At 68.2% G+C, this 17715-nt stretch carries 15 protein-coding genes; 7 read left to right on the forward strand and 8 right to left on the reverse strand.

The genetic code is table 11. The features are described from left to right. The first annotated feature begins 63 nt into the window (after positions 1-63). Positions 64-1608, forward strand: a complete 1545-nt coding sequence (locus IEX71_RS04425) for a DEAD/DEAH box helicase (RefSeq protein ID WP_229749452.1) — start codon at positions 64-66, stop codon at positions 1606-1608. Positions 1609-1654: 46 nt separating this feature from the next. Here the strand turns inward: IEX71_RS04425 and IEX71_RS04430 are convergent, their stop codons facing one another. From IEX71_RS04430 to IEX71_RS04455, 6 genes are all read right to left on the reverse strand, one after another. Further along, positions 1655-2440 (reverse strand): glycerophosphodiester phosphodiesterase family protein, encoded by a 786-nt coding sequence (locus tag IEX71_RS04430; protein ID WP_229749453.1) that lies wholly within the window; start codon positions 2438-2440, stop codon positions 1655-1657. 8 nt (positions 2441-2448) lie between these two features. Further along, entirely contained in the window at positions 2449-3981 is a 1533-nt protein-coding gene (locus tag IEX71_RS04435; RefSeq protein ID WP_188835694.1) for a helix-turn-helix domain-containing protein, read from the reverse strand. A gap of 124 nt (positions 3982-4105) precedes the next feature. Further along, positions 4106-6220: a 3-hydroxyacyl-CoA dehydrogenase NAD-binding domain-containing protein gene (locus IEX71_RS04440; RefSeq protein ID WP_188835695.1), complete on the reverse strand. Its 2115-nt coding sequence runs from the start codon at positions 6218-6220 to the stop codon at positions 4106-4108. Then, positions 6220-7470, reverse strand: a complete 1251-nt coding sequence (locus tag IEX71_RS04445; RefSeq protein ID WP_188835696.1) for a thiolase family protein — start codon at positions 7468-7470, stop codon at positions 6220-6222. Before IEX71_RS04445 ends, IEX71_RS04440 begins: the two co-directional genes overlap by 1 nt. Positions 7471-7521: 51 nt before the next feature. Further along, positions 7522-8826, reverse strand: coding sequence for an HRDC domain-containing protein (locus IEX71_RS04450; RefSeq protein ID WP_188835697.1), 1305 nt, complete (start codon positions 8824-8826; stop codon positions 7522-7524). Then, positions 8823-9410 (reverse strand): DUF3000 domain-containing protein, encoded by a 588-nt coding sequence (locus IEX71_RS04455; protein WP_188835698.1) that lies wholly within the window; start codon positions 9408-9410, stop codon positions 8823-8825. The genes IEX71_RS04450 and IEX71_RS04455 overlap by 4 nt, the downstream gene beginning before the upstream one ends. A gap of 164 nt (positions 9411-9574) precedes the next feature. Between IEX71_RS04455 and hemE the strand changes: the two genes are divergently transcribed. Beyond that, entirely contained in the window at positions 9575-10621 is a 1047-nt protein-coding gene (gene hemE / locus IEX71_RS04460; RefSeq protein ID WP_229749454.1) for a uroporphyrinogen decarboxylase, read from the forward strand. Here hemE and yczE read toward each other — a convergent pair. After that, on the reverse strand, positions 10533-11270 hold the full coding sequence (yczE, locus tag IEX71_RS04465; protein ID WP_229749455.1) for a membrane protein YczE: 738 nt from the start codon (positions 11268-11270) through the stop codon (positions 10533-10535). The genes hemE and yczE overlap by 89 nt on opposite strands. Positions 11271-11383: 113 nt before the next feature. Here yczE and yczR point away from each other — a divergent pair, with 113 nt between their 5' ends. The 5 genes from yczR (at position 11384) to hemQ (ending at position 16127) form a co-directional block, all read left to right on the forward strand. Beyond that, positions 11384-12805 (forward strand): MocR-like transcription factor YczR, encoded by a 1422-nt coding sequence (gene yczR, locus IEX71_RS04470; protein ID WP_188835700.1) that lies wholly within the window; start codon positions 11384-11386, stop codon positions 12803-12805. Between the two features lie 78 nt (positions 12806-12883). Next, positions 12884-13489, forward strand: a complete 606-nt coding sequence (locus IEX71_RS04475; RefSeq protein WP_188835701.1) for a C39 family peptidase — start codon at positions 12884-12886, stop codon at positions 13487-13489. A 51-nt stretch (positions 13490-13540) separates the two neighbouring features. Continuing rightward, the gene (locus tag IEX71_RS04480) at positions 13541-14002 is read left to right on the forward strand and encodes a VOC family protein (protein ID WP_188835702.1); all 462 of its coding nucleotides are present in this window, start codon (positions 13541-13543) and stop codon (positions 14000-14002) included. A 12-nt stretch (positions 14003-14014) separates the two neighbouring features. Beyond that, a complete protein-coding gene (gene hemG / locus IEX71_RS04485; protein ID WP_188835703.1) occupies positions 14015-15394 on the forward strand; it encodes a protoporphyrinogen oxidase in 1380 nt (459 codons plus the stop codon). A gap of 22 nt (positions 15395-15416) precedes the next feature. Continuing rightward, complete coding sequence (hemQ, locus tag IEX71_RS04490; protein WP_188835704.1) at positions 15417-16127, forward strand: hydrogen peroxide-dependent heme synthase; 711 nt, start codon at positions 15417-15419, stop codon at positions 16125-16127. Between the two features lie 92 nt (positions 16128-16219). Here hemQ and IEX71_RS04495 read toward each other — a convergent pair whose 3' ends face one another. Continuing rightward, positions 16220-17653, reverse strand: a complete 1434-nt coding sequence (locus IEX71_RS04495; RefSeq protein ID WP_188835705.1) for an amino acid permease — start codon at positions 17651-17653, stop codon at positions 16220-16222. Positions 17654-17715 lie beyond the last annotated feature (62 nt).

Raw genomic sequence — 17715 nt, forward strand, 5'->3', positions numbered from 1 at the left:
GCGCAGCCCCTGATCACAGGACCCGGCTGGTCAGGCGAGGCAACCGAACAGAACGTAGCTTTCGTGACCTCATCGTTTGATGCCCTCGGCGTGCCCGCACGCCTCGTCGATGTCCTTACCGCACAGGATATTTCGATTCCCACTCCGATCCAAGCGGCCACCCTGCCCGATTCGCTGGCGGGACGCGACGTCCTCGGCCGCGGACGCACCGGTAGCGGCAAGACTTATGCCTTCGCACTGCCACTGGTCGCTCGACTGCAGGAGAGCAACGTCAAGCGCACCCCGGGCCGCCCGCGTGCGCTCATCCTTGCTCCCACCCGTGAGTTGGTCGCGCAGATCCAGGAAGCGCTCAAGCCCCTGGCCGACGCAGCCAACCTGAACACCCTGACAGTCATCGGCGGTGTCGGCCAGAACCCGCAGGTGCGCGGATTGCGTTCCGGCGTCGACATTCTCATCGCTTGCCCCGGCCGGCTCGAGGACCTGATCAGCCAGGGCCACTGCTCGTTGGCGTCGGTCGAGATCACCGTGCTCGACGAGGCCGACCACATGGCCGACCTCGGTTTCCTCCCCGGGGTCCGCCGGTTGATGAAGCAGACGCCCGCATCCGGCCAGCGGCTGCTCTTCTCCGCCACGCTCGACAAGGCGATCGACGGCGTCGTCCGCGAGTTCCTCCACAAGCCCGTCACACACGAGGCGGATTCGGCTCAGTCGCCGGTCGCCAAGATGAGCCACCACGTGCTGCACATCTCCAGTCGCGAGTTGCGCGTGCCGGTGCTGGCCGACCTGGCCTCCGCGCCCGGTCGCACCGTGGTCTTCACCCGCACGAAGTATGGCGCCAAGGCTCTCGCCCGGCAGCTGAACAAGCGCGGTGTGCCGGCCGTCGACCTGCACGGAAACCTCGGCCAGAACGCCCGGACCCGCAACCTCGCGGCCTTCCACTCCGGCGCGGCGAACACCCTCGTCGCGACCGACGTCGCGGCCCGTGGCATCCACGTCGACGATGTCGCGCTCGTCGTGCACGCCGACCCGCCCGCCGAGCACAAGGCCTATTTGCACCGCTCCGGCCGCACCGCGCGGGCGGGCGCCGAGGGCACCGTCATCACCTTGATGACCGACGACCAGCGCAACGACGTACGCAGCCTGACCAAGGCCGCAGGCATCAAGCCGACCACCACGCGAGTCGCGGCGACCGACGACCCGGTGCTCCGCGAGCTCGCGCCCGGCGAGCGTGTGCTCGTCGACGGCGGGTATGCCGCTCCCGCTGCGGCCCAGCAGCCCGCCAGGTCCGGCGGCGCCGGAAGGTCCGGCCGCGGCGGCGGACAAGACGGCGGGCAGGGTGGCGGATCCCGGCAGGGAGGCCGCAACCGCAACCGCAACCGAAATGGCGGCGGCTCGGCGAACGGCAGGCGCCAGGGTTCGGGCGCTGCCAATGGCGCGAGCAACGGTGGCGGAGCGAATAGCGCAGGCTCGAACGGCGCAGGCTCGAACGGCGCAGGCTCGAACGGCGCAGGTCGCTCGTCACGGCGTCGCGGTCCGAGCACCAACGGCTCCGGGCGCGGCGGCTCCGGAGGTCACTCCGCGGCGTCGTTCAGCTCCGGCCGCCGCTGAGACGCGTGCACAACCGGCAACGGTCGCCGGATGTGCGGCGGCGAGTTCAGCTGACCCACTGACCGCGGTTGATCAGCACGTCTCGCAGCGTGTCCGCCCGGTCGGTCATGATGCCGTCGACGCCTAGGTCGAGCAGGTGATGCATCTGCTCGGCGGCGTCGATGGTCCACACATGGACCTGCACGCCGGCACGGTGTGCCCGGCGCAGTGACGCTGAAGTCACGACACGGATTCGGCCCGACGTCGGGGGCACCTGCAGGCAGTCGACGTCCCGAAGAGCGTTCAGGCCCAACGGCATTCGTGCCCACGGCGGAGCAACGCCACCGACCACGAAGCGGCCGATCACCGACCGGCCTCCCGACGTCGCGACCGGTTGGGACAATCGACGCACCACCGCCAGGCGGCGCTTGTCCGAGAAGGACGCCACGCACACCCGATCGTGCGCGCGGTGCCGCTCGATGGCGGCCACCAGCGGCTCCACGGCACTCTCGGCCTTGCAGTCGATGTTGACCCGCAACTGCGGCCAGGACTCGAACACCGCGTCCAGCGTGGGGATCTCGGCGATGCCGGCGATCTTCGCCTCGCGCACCGTCCGCCAGGGCAGGTCGACGACGGTGCCGCTGCGGTCGGTCACCCGTCCGAGCTGGTCGTCGTGGAAGGCGATCAGCTGTCCGTCAGCGGTCGCGTGCACATCGGTCTCGACATAGCGGAAACCCAGCTCGACGGCTGCGCCGAACGCCGGCAGGGAGTTCTCCGGGGCGCCACTACCGACGAAGCCCCGGTGTGCCATCGCGAGCACACCGGGGTGATCGAAGAACGCGGTCCGAGCCAACCTCAGATTTAGATGTCGCGGAAGGTCTGGATATCGGCACCGAGCTTGTTGAGGCGGGTGTCGAGCTCCTCATAACCGCGGTCGATGACGTAGATGTTGCGCAGCACCGAGACGCCCGGCGCGGCCAGCATCGCCAGCAGGATGACGACCGCCGGCCGCAGTGCCGGCGGGGACATGACCTCGGCCGCGCGCCACCTGGTGTTGCCCTCGATCATCACCCGGTGTGGGTCCATCAGGTGCACCTTGGCGCCAAGGGAGTTCAGCTCGGTCAAGTAGATGGCGCGGTTCTCGTAGACCCAGTCGTGCAGGGTCGTGGTGCCCTGCGCGTAGGCCGCGATGACCGCGAAGAACGGCAGGTTGTCGATGTTGAGTCCGGGGAACGGCATCGGGTGGATCTTGTCCTTGGGCGCCGTCAGCGGCCCCGGCTTGGTGGTGATGTCCACCAGCCGCGTCTTGCCGTTGGCCGAGCGGTATTCGTCGCCCTCGATCTCGTATTTCATGCCCATGCCCTCGAGCAGCGTCAGCTCGATCTCCATGAACTCGATCGGCACGCGCCGGATGGTGATCTCGGACTCGGTGACGACGGCGGCCGCGACGAGCGTCATCGCCTCGATCGGGTCCTCGGATGGGTGGTATTCGACGTCCTGGTTGATCTCCTTGACGCCGTGCACCCGCAGCGTGGTGGTGCCGACACCCTCGATCTGCACGCCGAACTTCTCCAGCATGAAGCACAGGTCCTGGACCATGTAGTTGGGGCTGGCGTTGTGTATGACGGTCTCGCCGTCATACAGCGCCGCTGCGAACAAGGCGTTCTCGGTGACCGTGTCGCCGCGCTCGGTGAGGATGATCGGCTTGCCCGGGTGGACCGACGGGTCCACCTTGGCGTGGTAGTAGCCGTGCGACGCGACGACGTCGAGGCCGAACGCTCGCAATGCGTAGAGGTGCGGCTCGACGGTCCGCGAGCCGAGGTCGCAGCCGCCGGCGTTGGGCAGCTGGAACTCGTCGAACTGGTGCAGCAGCGGGCCGAGGAACATCAGGATGGTCCGGGTCCGGCGGGCCGCGGTCTCGTCCATCGCGCCGAGGTCGAACTGCGCTGGCGGGATGATCTCGAGGTCGCTGCTGTCCGGCAGCCAGCGGATCTTGACACCGATCGAGGTGAGCACCTCGGTGATGCGGTTGACCTCCTCGATGCGTGCGAGGTTGCGCAGGGTCGTCTTGCCCTTGTTGAGCAGCGTCGCGCACAGGCAGGCGACGGCGGCGTTCTTGGAGGTGCGCACCTCGATCTCACCGGACAGCTTGCGGCCGCCCTTGATGCGTAGATTGAGGGGAGTGGAGGAGGCGACGGCCACGACCTCGGTGTCGAGTGCCTCGCTGATGCGGGCCAGCGTCTCCAGACTGAGGTTCTGTTTGCCCTGCTCGATGCGGGCGACCGCGCTCTGCGATGTTTGCAGTGCCTCGGCGAGCTCGCTCTGGGTGAGCTTCTTGTGCCGCCGCGCGTCGCGGATCAGCGTGCCGACTCGGGAGAGGTAGTCATCGGTCATTTTGCGAGTGTAGCTCACATATGAGATGGAAACGGCCCCTGCGACACGCGATGCGCGTCACAGAGGCCGTTTCCGTTCAGAAACGTCATACCGGTGGTATGTCGGGGGGGAGCTCACAGCTCGGTCAGCGTGAATCTGCCACCGACGCCACACCCGGCTCCAGGAAACGCTTGCCGGTGACCTTCTTGCTGATCCCGGTGCGGTCCAGCAGCGGGGTGACGCCACCGTTCCAGAACGGGAACCCGGCGCCGGTGATCATCGCCAGGTCGATGTCCTCCGGCGCCTGCACGACACCTTCGTCCAGCATCCGGCGTACCTCGTCGGCCAGCGAGCCGAGAGCACGCTCGCGGACCTCGTCAGCCGTGAGCACGACGGGAGATGCGGGTGCGTCGAAGAGGTCGAGCACCTTGGTGTCGATCGCGCCGTCGCTGCCGTAGAAGCTTGGGATCTTCGCCTCGACGACCTTGGCCAGGTTGGGGGAGACGTAGAACCGGTCCGGGAACGCCTTGGTCAGCGTCTCGCTGTTGTGCAGCGCGATCGCCGGCCCGACGAGGCTGATGAGCATGAACGGCGGCATCGGGGTGAGCCCCGCGAACGCCTGCTCCACGACCTCGATCGGCGTGCCCTCGTCGACGATCCGGCCCGCGTCGCCCATGAACCGGCCGAGCAGCCGGTTGACGACGAACGACGGAGAGTTCTTGACCAGGATGCTGGTCTTGCCCAGGCCACGGGACGTAGCGAACGCCGTCGCCAACGTCGCGTCGTCGGTCCGGTCGCCGCGGATGATCTCCAGCAGCGGCATGATCGCGACCGGGTTGAAGAAGTGGAAGCCCACGACTCGCTCCGGGTGCTGCAGCTCCGACGCCATGTCGGTGATGTCCAGCGACGAGGTGTTGGTTGCCAGCACGCACTCGCGCGACACGACGGCCTCGACCTCGGCGAAGACCTTCTTCTTGACCGACATCTCCTCGAAGACGGCCTCGATCACGAAGTCGGCGTCGCTGAAGCCGTCCTTGCTGGTGGAGCCGGAGACCAGCGCCTTCAGCCGGTTGGCGCCGTCGGAGTTGAGCCGGCCCTTGGCCTGCAGCTTGTCGATCTCGGCGTGGGTGTAGGCCACGCCCTTGTCGACCCGCTCCTGGTCGAGGTCGGTCAGCAGCACCGGCACCTTCAGCTTGCGGGCGAAGAGCAACGCCATCTGGCTGGCCATCAGGCCGGCGCCGACGATGCCGACCTTGGTGACCTTGCGGGCCAGTGACTTGTCCGGCGCACCAGCGGGGCGCTTGGCGCGCTTCTGCACCAGGTTGAAGGCGTAGAGCCCGGCGCGCAGCTCGTCGCTCATGATCAGGTCGGCCAGCGCCTGGTTCTCGGCCTCGAAGGCCTCCTCCCGGGTGGCTGTGCGCCCTGCACGCATCAGCTCGATCGCCCTGTACGGCGCCGGCGCGGCCTTGCCGGTCTTGGCGTCGGCCTCTGCCTGTGCCTTGTCCAAGGGGCCGTTCCAGCCCTCCTCGGAGGTGTCGACCTCGGCGCGCTCGACCTTCTCCTCGCCCGTGATGACCCGCGCGGCGAAGGCCAGCGAGTCCTCCAGGAACGTCACCGGCTGCAGCAAGCGGTCGGCCAGGCCGAGCTCGAAGGCGTTCTTGCCCTTGATCATCCGGTTCTGCGACAGCGGGTTCTTGATGATCAGCTGCGCGGCCTTCTCGGTGCCGATCAGGTGCGGCACCAGGTAGGTGCCACCCCAACCGGGCACCAGGCCCAGGAAGCACTCCGGCAGTGCGTAGGCCGGCACGTCGGAGGAGATGGTGCGGTAATCGGCATACAGTGCGACCTCCACACCGCCACCCATCGACGCTCCGTTGACGAAGCCGAACGTGGGCACCGGGAGCGCCGAGATCTTGCTGAACGTGTCGTGCCCGGTGCGGGCGATCTCCAGTGCCTGCTCGCGGTCGGTGATCGACGGTATGCCCGTGATGTCCGCGCCGACGGTGAAGATGAACGGCTTGCCGGTGATGCCGGCGCCGACGATCTCGCCCTTGGTCGCACGCTCGGCGAGCGTGTCCAGCGCGTCGCTCAGCTCGGCCAGGCCGGCCGGACCGAAGGAGTTGGGCTTGGTGTGGTCGAAGCCATTGTCCAGGGTGATCAGCGCGAAAGTGCCTGCGCCGCCAGGGAGTTCGACGTCGTGGACGCGCGCGTGGGTGACGACCTCGTCGCGTGTGGCTGCTTGCTGTGCGGTGTCGGTCATCACGCGGCTCCTTCTGTGTCGGTCCGGTTGCCGGTCCCGTCGATGCTGCTCACGTAGTCCTTGTGGTGCGGGTTCTCCCAGATGACCGAGCCGCCCATGCCGATGCCGATGCACATCGCGGTGAGGCCGTAACGGACCTCCGGGTGCTCGGCGAACTGGCGCGACAACTGCGTCATCAGGCGCACACCGGACGAGGCGAGTGGGTGACCGATGGCGATCGCGCCGCCGTACTCGTTGACTCGGGGGTCGTCGTCGGCGATGCCGAAGTGGTCGAGGAACGCGAGCACCTGCACCGCGAAGGCCTCGTTGAGCTCGAAGAGGCCGATGTCGCTGATGTCCAGGCCGGCGTGGTCCAGCGCCTTCTCGGTCGCGGGGACCGGTCCGATGCCCATGACCTCCGGCTCGACGCCGACGAAGGCATAGTTGACCAGCCGCATGCCGATCGGCAGGTCCAGCTCGGTGGCTGCGCGCTCGGAGGCCAGCAGGCAGGCAGTGGCGCCGTCGTTGAGGCCGGCCGCGTTGCCCGCGGTGATGTTTCCGTGCGGACGGAACGGCGTCTTCAGCTGCGCCAGGTCCTCCACGGTCGTGCCGGGACGCGGTGGCTCGTCGGTCGTGGCGAGTCCCCAGCCCAACTCGTCGTGGCGGGTCGCGACAGGCACCAGGTCGGGTTGGATCTTGCCGTCTGCATACGCCTTGGCCAGCTTGTTCTGGCTGCCCACAGCGAACGCGTCGCAGCGCTGCTTGGTGATCTTCGGGAAGCGGTCGTGCAGGTTCTCGGCCGTCTCGCCCATGACGAGCGCCGAGGGGTCGACGAGCTTCTCGGCGATGATGCGCGGGTTGGGGTCGACGCCCTCACCCATCGGGTGCCGGCCCATGTGCTCCACGCCGCCGGCGATGGCGACGTCGTAGGCGCCGAACGCGATGCTCGACGCGGTGTTGGTCACCGCGGTCATCGCGCCCGCGCACATGCGGTCGATGGAGTAGCCCGGAGTCGACTTGGGCAGGCCGGCCAGCAGGCCGGCGACACGACCCATGGTCAAGCCCTGGTCGCCGATCTGGGTGGTTGCCGCGAGTGCGACCTCTTCGACCTTGGCCGGGTCGAGGTCGGGCTGGCGGCGGAGAAGTTCACGAATGCATTTGATGACCAGGTCGTCGGCGCGGGTCTGGGCGTACATGCCCTTTTCCCCGGCCTTGCCGAACGGCGTGCGAACGCCGTCGACGAAGACGACCTCAGAAAGCGTGCGGGGCACGGTGCCTCCCGAGAGTGGGACGAGTTGACCCTGCCGACTCTACGGGACTTGTTACTCGTCAGTAGCGGGGCCCTCCGGCGGCACCTCGGTCGGCGCCTCGAGGATGTATGGCGTCACCAGCTCGACCTGCCACGAGCGTGCGCCCAACGCGGTCAGTCTCTCGCGAATCGCGTTGTCACTCAACGGATTTGGTGGTGTCCACAGCACTCGGCGAAGCGTGTCCGGCGTGATCAGGTTTTCCAGCGGGACGTGTCGCTGCTCGGAGAACTCCGTCAGCCGACCGCGCACATGGCTCAGGCGGGCGGCGGCCTCGGGCTTGCGGTCCGACCAGGTGCGTTGCGGGGGTGGGGCGTCGTTGCGCACGGTGGCCGGAGGCAGGTCGGCCTCGCTCATGGCTGCGACGCGTGCGATGGCCTCGAGCCATCGGGCGGCATACCGACTGACGCCACGGCCGGCGACCCGGGAGCGGCTGCGCGACTTGGTGCGCAGGCCGGAGCCCGCCTGCTGCAGAGCCTCGGGGGTGCGTGGTGCGGTGTTGGCCAGCTCGACGATCATCGCGTCGGGCAGGATCCGGCCGGGTGCGGTGTCGTTCTCCTGCGCGATGGCGTCGCGGGTCTGCCACAACTCACGCACGCGCGCGATGGCGTGCCTGTCCCGGATGCGGTGCATCCCGGAGGTGCGTCGCCAGGGGTCGGTGCGTTGCGGCGGCCCGGTGAACGACGTGAGCGCGGCGAAGTCCTGCAGCGCCCAGTCGAGCTTGTCCTGCTGCTCGAGGTCTTCGCGCAGGCGGTGACGCACCTCGACGAGGACCTCTACATCCAGTGCGGCGTAGGTCAGCCAGGGCTCGGGCAGTGGCCGGGTGGACCAGTCGGCCGCGGAGTGTTCTTTGGCGAGGGTGATGCCGACGTAGTGCTCGATCACGGCCGCCAGGCCGACGCGCGGCAGTCCGGCCAAGCGCGACCCGAGCTCGGTGTCGAAGAGTGTGTGCGGTCGCATGCCGACCTCGGCGAGGCACGGCAGGTCCTGTGTCGCAGCGTGCAGCACCCACTCCGCGTCGCCGATGGCGTCCTGCATCGGGGACAGGTCGGGTAGCGCGATCGGGTCGATCAGGAAGGTGCCGGCGCCCTCGCGACGGAGCTGGACGAGATAAGCGCGGTTGCCGTAACGGAAGCCCGCGGCGCGCTCGGCGTCGATCGCGACCGGACCGTCCGCAGCGGCGACGGCGTCGGCCGCGCGTTGCAGCTCTCGCTCTCCGACGATGACGTCGGGGATCCCGTCGGCCGGTGTCGCCAGGACGGGGTACGTCGGAGCCGCTGGCTCCTCGGGTGTGTCGGGTGCGTCTGCGGTGTCGTTCATCGGCGCTGACCCGGAAGGGCGACCACGCCCTCGGGCAGCGGCGGCAGGCCGGCGACTGTCGACAGCAGGTTGGTCCAGGCGGCGAGATGCGTGCCGAGGTCGTGGCCGGTCGGGGTCCACGACGCGCGGATCTCCAGCTCGACGGTGCCACCGTCCTCGGCCAGCGAGCCGAAGCCTTCGGACAGCACACGGGTCACGGTGCCGCCCTCCGCGCGAAACTCCGCGCCGGCCTCCCGCAAGGAGTCGGTCAGCCAACTCCAACCGACCTGGCCGAGCAGCGGGTCGGCGCCGGTCTCGGCCTCGAGCTCGGCTCGGGCGTAGGTGACCAGTCGCCACGAACCTTCCCACGGCTCAGGGAAATCCGGGTCGTGCAGCACGACGAAACGGCCGGTCGCCAGCTCTGCATCGTCGCCATCGACGGTGCTGCACACATCGGCGGTCATCGCCAGTGAATAAGGGGCGATCCGCCTCGGAGCCGGCACTTCGGTCAAGCTGATCTCCGGACGCAGACGAACGCTCTGCAGGTCGCGAACAGCTTCCTGGAAGTCCAGTGCGGCAGTGCCGCCAAGGTCTTGGTTTCCCACGACTCCAAGACTAAGTCGTACAAGCCTTCGATCGCTGGACCTTCTTCCGGCGGGTCGCCGCTGGTGCGATTCCTCTCGGGTGTCGTCCTCGTCCTGCGTCGATGCGGCTGCCGGAGCGGGGGAGGTGTGTCGAGATCGAAGGGCGGGCTGCGAGGATTCATCCCGTGACTCACACCGCCTCAGATCCCCGCGACAGCGTCCTGGTTCGTGCCGCCCGTGGCCTGCCCACCAGCCACACCCCGGTGTGGTTCATGCGACAGGCCGGCCGGTCCTTGCCGGAATACCGCGAGGCGCGCGCGGACGTGCCGATGCTGCAGGCATGCCGCACCCCCGAGCTGGTGTGCGAGATCACCATGCAGCCGGTGCGGAGGCATGGGGTCGACGCGGCCGTCTTCTTCAGCGACATAGTCGTGCCGCTCGCCGCGGCCGGCATCGACGTCGACATCGTGCCGGGGGTCGGGCCCGTCGTCGCGCACCCGGTGCGGACCGCTGCTGACGTCGAGGCATTGCCGGACCTCACGCCGGACATGATCGAGGACATCGCACAGTCAGTGCGGCTGCTGACCGCCGAGCTCGGGGGCACCCCACTGATCGGCTTCGCTGGTGCGCCGTTCACGTTGGCCAGCTACCTCGTCGAGGGCGGGCCATCCAAGAACCACGAGCACACCAAGGCGCTCATGTATGGCGCCCCCGACGTCTGGAATGCGTTGTGCGCCAAGCTCGCTCGCATCTCCGGGACGTTCCTGCGGGTCCAGGCCGAAGCGGGCGCCAGCGCCATACAACTCTTCGACTCGTGGGTGGGCGCGCTGTCGCTGGCCGATTACCGGCGGTTCGTGCTGCCGCACTCCACCGCGGCCCTGGACGCGGTCGCGGACCTGGACGTGCCGCGCATCCATTTCGGTGTCGGGACCGGTGAGCTCCTGGCCGCGATGGGTGAGGCCGGTGCGGATGTCGTGGGTGTCGATTACCGCGTGCCGCTGGACGAGGCGGCCCGACGGCTGGGCATGGCATACAGCGTGCAGGGCAATCTGGATCCGGCGTTGCTCTTCGCACCGTGGGAGCCACTGGAGGCGAAGGTTCGCGAGATCCTCGTCGCCGGTCGGGCGGCCCGTGGGCACATCTTCAACCTCGGACACGGAGTGTTGCCGAGCACGGATCCGGCGATGCTGACTCGGGTTGCGGAGCTGGTGCAGTCGGCGTCGTCGTCCTGACCGGCTCGTCCAACGGGACGATGAGGAAGCGCAGGAACAACTGCACGAGCGGTCCGATCGTGACCGCGTAGAGGACGGTGCCGATCCCCACGACGCCGCCGAGCAGCCAGCCGACGGCGAGCACGGTGACCTCCAGCGAGGTGCGCACCAGCCGGAGGCTGAGGCCGGTGCGCAGGTGCAGGCCGGTCATCAAGCCGTCGCGCGGGCCCGGCCCGAGCTGGCTGCCGATGTAGAGCGCGCCGCCGATCGCGTTGATCACCAAGGCGGTCGGCAACATCACGATGCGCACGGGGAGCGCGTGCTGCGTCGGCACGATCGCCAGCGCGATATTGGTTGCGATGCCGATCCAGATCGCATTGGCGATGGTGCCGAAGCCCGGCCACTGGCGCAGCGGTATCCACAGCAGCAGTACCGGGATGCTCACCAGGATCACCGTCGTGCCGAGGTCGAGCCCGAGGTGTTTCGCGACGCCGTAGTGGAAGACGTCCCACGGGTCGAGGCCGAGGCCGGCGCGCACGAAGAGGGCCATGGCCACGCCATACAGCGTCAAGCCAATGAAGAGTCGCACCAATCTGCTGGGGAGGTGGCCGGCGCGTAGCTGTTCACGCGGAGTGAGCGCGGCGAGGGTCGGCTTCATAGCCACCAGCATGGCCGAACAATGGACCCTCGAAAAAGAGCCAATTGACGACAAGTGGTGTGCTCGCGCGCATTCATCGTCCAAGTGGCCTTGTCCGACAAGGCCACTCCGGGGAGGATGGCCGGATGGAAACTCGCGTGTCCGCTCGTCGTCTCGCCGTGCTGCTGGGGCCGCACAGCACTGGGGTGCCGGCCTACCGATGGCTGGCCGACGGCATCCGTCGGCTGGTCGCGGACGGGCGGTTGCTGCACGGCACGCGGCTGCCCAGCGAGCGTGAACTGCTCACCCAGTTGGGCGTCAGTCGCACCACGGTCACCCGGGCGTATGGCGTGCTGCGCGACCGCGGCTATGCGTCGGCGGTGCGCGGTTCGGGCACGGTCGTGCAGGTGCCGGGCGGGCCGGTCGCCGGGGGAGGAGAGCCGCTGGAGCTGTCCTCGCTGCAGCCGACGGGCCGCGACGTGGTCGACCTGACGTGTGCCGCACCCGCCGCGACCCCCGGACTGAACCGCGCCTACGAGGCCGCCGTCGAGCGTATGCCGTCGTTCATCGCCGGTGCGGGCTACTTCCCACTCGGGGTGCCGGAGCTGCGGGAAGCCATCGCTCAGCGGTATGCCGACCGTGGCGTTCCCACTGATCCGGATCAGATCATCGTGACCACGGGTGCGCTCGCTGCCCTCGCCGCGACCTTTCGCGCCGTGCTGCGTCGGGCGGACCCGGTGGTGGTGGAGAGCCCCACCTACCCGAACTCGTTGCGTGCGCTCGAGCATGCCGGTGCGCGCGTGGTCGGTGCTCCGCTGGTCACCGAGGCGGCGGACGACGTGGCGGGCGTCATACGGCAGTCGGGGGTGCGAATGATGTTGGCAATGCCCGACTTTCACAATCCCACTGGTGTCGTCTGGTCGGACGACGAGCGGGCCCGCATCGCGCGGAAGTGGCGGGGGAGCGGCGTGACCGGTGTCGTCGACGAGACGATGTCCGACACCTGGCTGGACGGTCCCGTCGATGCACGGCCGATGGCGGCGCACGCGCCCGGATGCGTGACCGTGGGCAGTGCCGCCAAGACCTTCTGGGGCGGTCTGCGGATCGGCTGGATCCGTGCACCGCATGCGTTGACCGGTGCCATCGCGCGAGCGCGGCTCACGATGGATCTCGGGGCTCCGGTGCTGGAGCAACTCGTGGTCGCGCATCTGTTGCGCACGCAGGGGGCGTTGAGCGAGGAGTCGCGCCAGCGCATCAAGGACTCGCGCCGGGTGCTGCTCGGTCTGGCGGACCGTTGCCCGGGTTGGCAGGTCGACGTGCCGACCGGTGGGCTGAGCCTGTGGTGGCACCTGCCGAGCGAGAGTTCGACGGCGCTGGTGACGGCCGCGGAGCGTCACGGTGTGCTATTGGCGCCGGGGTCGCTCTTCGCCGTCGACGGTCGCGGCCTGGAGCGGTGGATCCGCACGCCCTACGCGTTGGATGCGGTGTCGCTGCGCCGTGCGGTCGACGGCATCGCCGATGCCTGGTCGGAGGTCTCCAGTACGAGGAAGGCCGTTGGGTCCATTTGATGTAAACTATTGACCAAGATGCTGGCCTGATGATGCATTTTGCCGTGATGGTGGGGAGCACACGGAAGGAGTGCACCCATGCACCGATCGATCGACCGGAGAAGTCTGCTCAAAGGGGCAGCAGCCGGCGCGGCACTCGTCGCTCTCGGCGGCGCAGGAGCCCCCTCGGCACGCGCGGCGAACTGGAAGGTCCTGCCGTTCACCTATCAGGCGCAGCAGACCGGCTACTGGTGCGGACCGACCGCCACGGCGATCTGCTTGTCTTGTCGCGGTGTCGACGTCAGCCAGCAGCAGATGGCAAACGAACTCGGGACGACCACCAACGGGACCGACTGGATCGGGCAGGTCACCGCGGTCCTGGACAACCACGTGGGCTGGTACGAGACCAAGGAGATGCCGAACGACCCGCCCACCCAGGCCCAGAAGGACCTGCTGTGGCAGGACATCACCTTCAACATCGACCGCGGCTACGCGCTGGTCGCCAACATCGTCGCTCCTGCGAGCAATCACCCGCCGGGCTATCCGAACTACACGATCTACCACTACTTCACCGTCGTCGGCTACAACCCGGACACCATGCAGGCCTACATCGCCGATCCGGCCAATTTCGGTGGTAATTCGGAGTATTGGCTCACCTTCGACCAGCTCGCGTCGCTCATCCCACCGAAGGGCTACAGCGCCTGAGCGGACTGATTCGGACAGCGGTCGTCCGGTGGCCGTGGCAGGTTGATGGGCATGAGCCGAGAATTCCAAGTGACGTTCGACACAGCCGATCCGCGATCGCTGTCGACCTTCTGGCGTGACGTGCTGGGCTATGTCCATCCCGGCCCGCCGGGCGTCGAGCTCGCTGCAGATGCAGACCCGCTCGAGGCATGGGACCGCTTCCTCGAGGACGCAGGTGTGCCGGAGGACCGGCGCAACTCCGCCTCCGCTCTCGTCGACCCCGAGGAGAAGGGCCCGCGCCTGTTCTTCCAGCAGGTGCCCGAGGCCAAACGCGCGAAGAACCGGCTGCACCTGGACGTGCGAGCGGCGCCGGGCCTGGAAGGTGACGAGCGGATGGCGGCGCTGGAGGCGGAGTGCGCCCGGCTGGTCGCGTTGGGTGCCGCACGGGTCCAGCGCTTCGAGCCCGCACCACCGACGTCCCTCGGTTTCATCGTGATGACAGACCCGGAGGGCAACGAATTCTGCCTGGACTGAGAAGCTGAGGGCATGGCTCGCATCGTCATCGTCGGCGCAGGGATCAGCGGGCTGACCGCTGCTCTCGAGGCGTCGGCTTCGCCTCACGAAGTCGTCCTGCTGGAGGGATCTCCGCAGATCGGCGGCAAGCTCCGACTGGCCACGATCGCCGGCCACCAGGTCGATGTCGGCGCCGAGTCGATGCTGGCCCGGCGGCCGGAAGCCCTCGAACTGCTGGCGGACCTCGATGTCGAGCCGGTGCATCCCGCAGCGGTGTCGGCGTCGATCTGGACGCGGGACGCGCTACGGCCGATGCCCAAGGGGACGATGCTCGGAGTGCCGGCCGATGCGTCGGATCTGGAGTCGTTGCTGAACCCCGCGGAGCTCGAGCGGGCGCGTGACGAGCGCGTGGTCGAGGTGACCGGTGACCTGTCGGTCGGCGATCTGGTCGAGTCCGCGCTCGGCCCGGCCGTGGTAGACCGGCTCGTCGAGCCCTTGCTCGGTGGCGTGTATGCCGGGCACGCCCGACGCCTGTCCGCGGCGGCCGCCGCGCCGGCGCTCCTGACCGCCGCACGGCATGAGCGCCCGCTCACCGAGGCAGCGCGCTCGGCGATGGCCAACGCCTCGACGAGCGGTGCTCCGCGGCCGGTGTTCGCCAGCCTGCGCGGCGGCGTCGGCTCGTTGCCCAAGCACCTCGTGCGGCTGCTGCTGGACCGTGGTGTCACGGTCCGCACCGGTGCGACCGCGCGTGAGCTCGTCCGCACGGCGGGGCGCTGGCAGGTGACCGTCGGCGAGACCCGCGCACCCGAACACATCAACGCCGACGCGGTCATCCTGGCGACTCCGGCGCGAGCCACCTCCAGGCTGCTTTCAGCTGCCAGCCCAGACGCTGCGAACGCACTGGCCGAGATCGGATACGCCTCGATGGGCATCGTGACCTACGCATTCCGGCGGACCGAATCCGACGTTTTCACAGGCAGTTCCGGCTTTCTGGTGCCGCCCATCGACGAGCGCCGGATCAAGGCGTCCACCTTCAGCTCGAGCAAGTGGCCGTGGCTGGCCGACACCGCGCCCGACCTCACGTTCGTGCGGGTCTCCATCGGCCGGCACCACGAGGAGGCGGACCTGCAGAAGAGCGACGCCGAATTGGCGGCAGCCGGTATGTCGGACCTGCGCGCAGCTCTCGGTGACGTGCCACGGCCGGTCGCCGCACATGTGCAGCGGTGGGGCGGTGCGCTGCCGCAGTATGCCGTCGGTCACCTGGACCGGATCGCGGGTGTGCGCGCAGGTTTGACGAGTTTGCCGGGTCTCGAAGTCGCGGGTGCGGCATACGAGGGCGTCGGCATACCGGCGTGCATCGGAACGGGTCGCAAGGCGGCCGGAGCGGTGCTCACCCACCTCGCTGACCGCTGAGCGACCGCGAGACAATGGCCGTATGAGCGACGAAAGACTTCGACCGGGTGCCAAAGCGATCAACGAGATCAACGACACCATCCGCTACACGATGTACTCCGCGTTCAAGGCGACCCGCGCGTTGCCGGAGGACCGCGAGGAGGCCATCGCCGAGGCCGAGCGCTTCTTCAAGGAGCTCGAGTCGCAGGACGTCGTCGTCCGCGGCACCTATGACGTGGGCGGCCTGCGTGCCGACGCTGACCTGATGATCTGGTGGCACAGCGCGGACATCGAGCCGTTGCAGGATGCCTATCACCGGTTCCAGCTCACCGAGCTGGGGCGCAGCTTCGACGCGGTGTGGTCCAGTGTCGCGGTGCACCGCCCGGCGGAGTTCAACAAGTCGCACGTGCCGGACTTCCTGGTCGACCCGGAGCCGAAGAAGTACGTCTGCGTCTACCCGTTCGTGCGCTCCTACGAGTGGTACCTCCTGCCGGATGCCGAGCGCCGCACCATGCTCAAGGACCACGGGCTGCTGGCTCGCGGCTACCCCGACGTGCGGGCCAACACCGTGCCGGCCTTCGCGCTCGGCGACTACGAGTGGATCCTGGCGTTCGAGGCGGGCGAACTGCATCGCATCGTCGACCTGATGCGCGACCTGCGCGCCGCGGAGGCACGCATGCACACGCGCGTCGAGATCCCGTTCTACACCGGTCCGCTGACCCCCATCGGCGACCTCGCCCGCCGCCTGCGCTGACCCGGATCTATCGCGAGTGACGGCTCTCTCGCCGAGTGACGGTTCGATCGGACCGTCACTCGGCGAAGAAGCCGTCACTCGGCATGGGGTGACTACGCGTCGTTGGTCTGGACGGCTTCGCCCTTGCCGACCTTGCTGTGCTGGTAGCCGTATGCCGCGTAGACGATCGCACCGATGACGAACCAGACCGCGAAGCGGATCCAGGTCTCTTCACTGAGCTTGGTGACCAGCCAGATGGAGAAGCCGATCCCGATCAGCGGGGTGATCGGCATGAACGGTGTCCGGAAGGTGCGCGGCAGCTCCGGTGAGCGGTAGCGGAGCACGATCACCGCGGCGGACACCACGACGAAGGCCAGCAGGATGCCGATGTTGGTCAGCTCGGCGGCCTCACCGATCTGCACGAACCCGGCGATCCCGGCTGCCACGACGCCGATGATCCAGGTCGGCCGGTAGGGCGACTGGTGCTTGTTGGTCTTGGCGAACCACTCGGGCAGGAGGCCGTCCCGGCTGATCGCGAACCAGACACGCGAGGCGCCCAAAGTGAACGAATACAACACCGTGATGATGCCGACGATGGCGCCGATCGCGACGATCTTGGCGAAGAAGGTCAGCCCCACACCGTTGAACGCCTCGGCGAAGGCGGCGCTGTCGGACAGGTTCTTGTAGTCGACCATCCCGGTCAGCACGGTGGCGGCGAGCAGATAGAGCACCATCGCGATCGCCAGCGACAGGATGATCGCCTTCGGCAGGTTGCGCTCGGCGTCCTTGGCCTCCTCAGCGGCGGTGCTCATCGCGTCATACCCGAAGACCGCGAAGAAGACCGTCGCCGCACCGGTCGCGACGCCTGACATGCCGTAGGGCATGTATGGCGAAAGGTTGTCCGACTTGACGTAGAACACCCCGACCACGATGACTGCCAGCACGATGGCGATCTTGACGAACACCAGCCAGGTCTCGACCTTCGCGCTGGTCTTCATGCCGCGGTTGAGCAGCCAGGCGACGCCCAGGCAGAGCAACACCGCGAACAGATCGACATGGTGTCCGTGCCCGGTGCCGGGGGCACCGAGCATCCAGGCAGGCAGATGGATTCCGATCGCACTGAGCAGGAAGCTGAAGTACTGCGAGACGCCGATGGCGACCACCGCGACGATGGCGGTGTATTCGAGCAACAGGTCCCAGCCGATGAACCAGCCGACGGCTTCGCCGAGCACGGCATAGCCGTACGTGTATGCCGAGCCGGCACGTGGTATCAAGCCACCGAACTCGGCATACGACAGCGCCGCGCAGGCACTGGCGACGCCGGCGATGATGAACGAGATCGACACCGCCGGGCCCGCGTCGCCCTTGGCGACGGTCCCGGCGAGGGCGAAGATGCCGGCCCCGATGATCGCGCCCAGGCCAATCGCGGTCAGCTGCCACAGACCGATGGTGCGTTCGAAGCTGCCTTCCTTCTCAGCAGCCTCGATCGGCTTGCGCCGGAAGATCCCGGTCGTCTTGGGAATCGGGGTCGCTCGGTCGGTCGCCATGACTCTCCTCCAGTTCGGAACCGGCCAAGCGTGGCACTGGTTCCGGTCGCTGTCGAGGAGGC

It is taken from the genome of Flexivirga endophytica (assembly GCF_014640635.1).
Classification (GTDB): Bacteria; Actinomycetota; Actinomycetes; order Actinomycetales; family Dermatophilaceae; genus Flexivirga; species Flexivirga endophytica.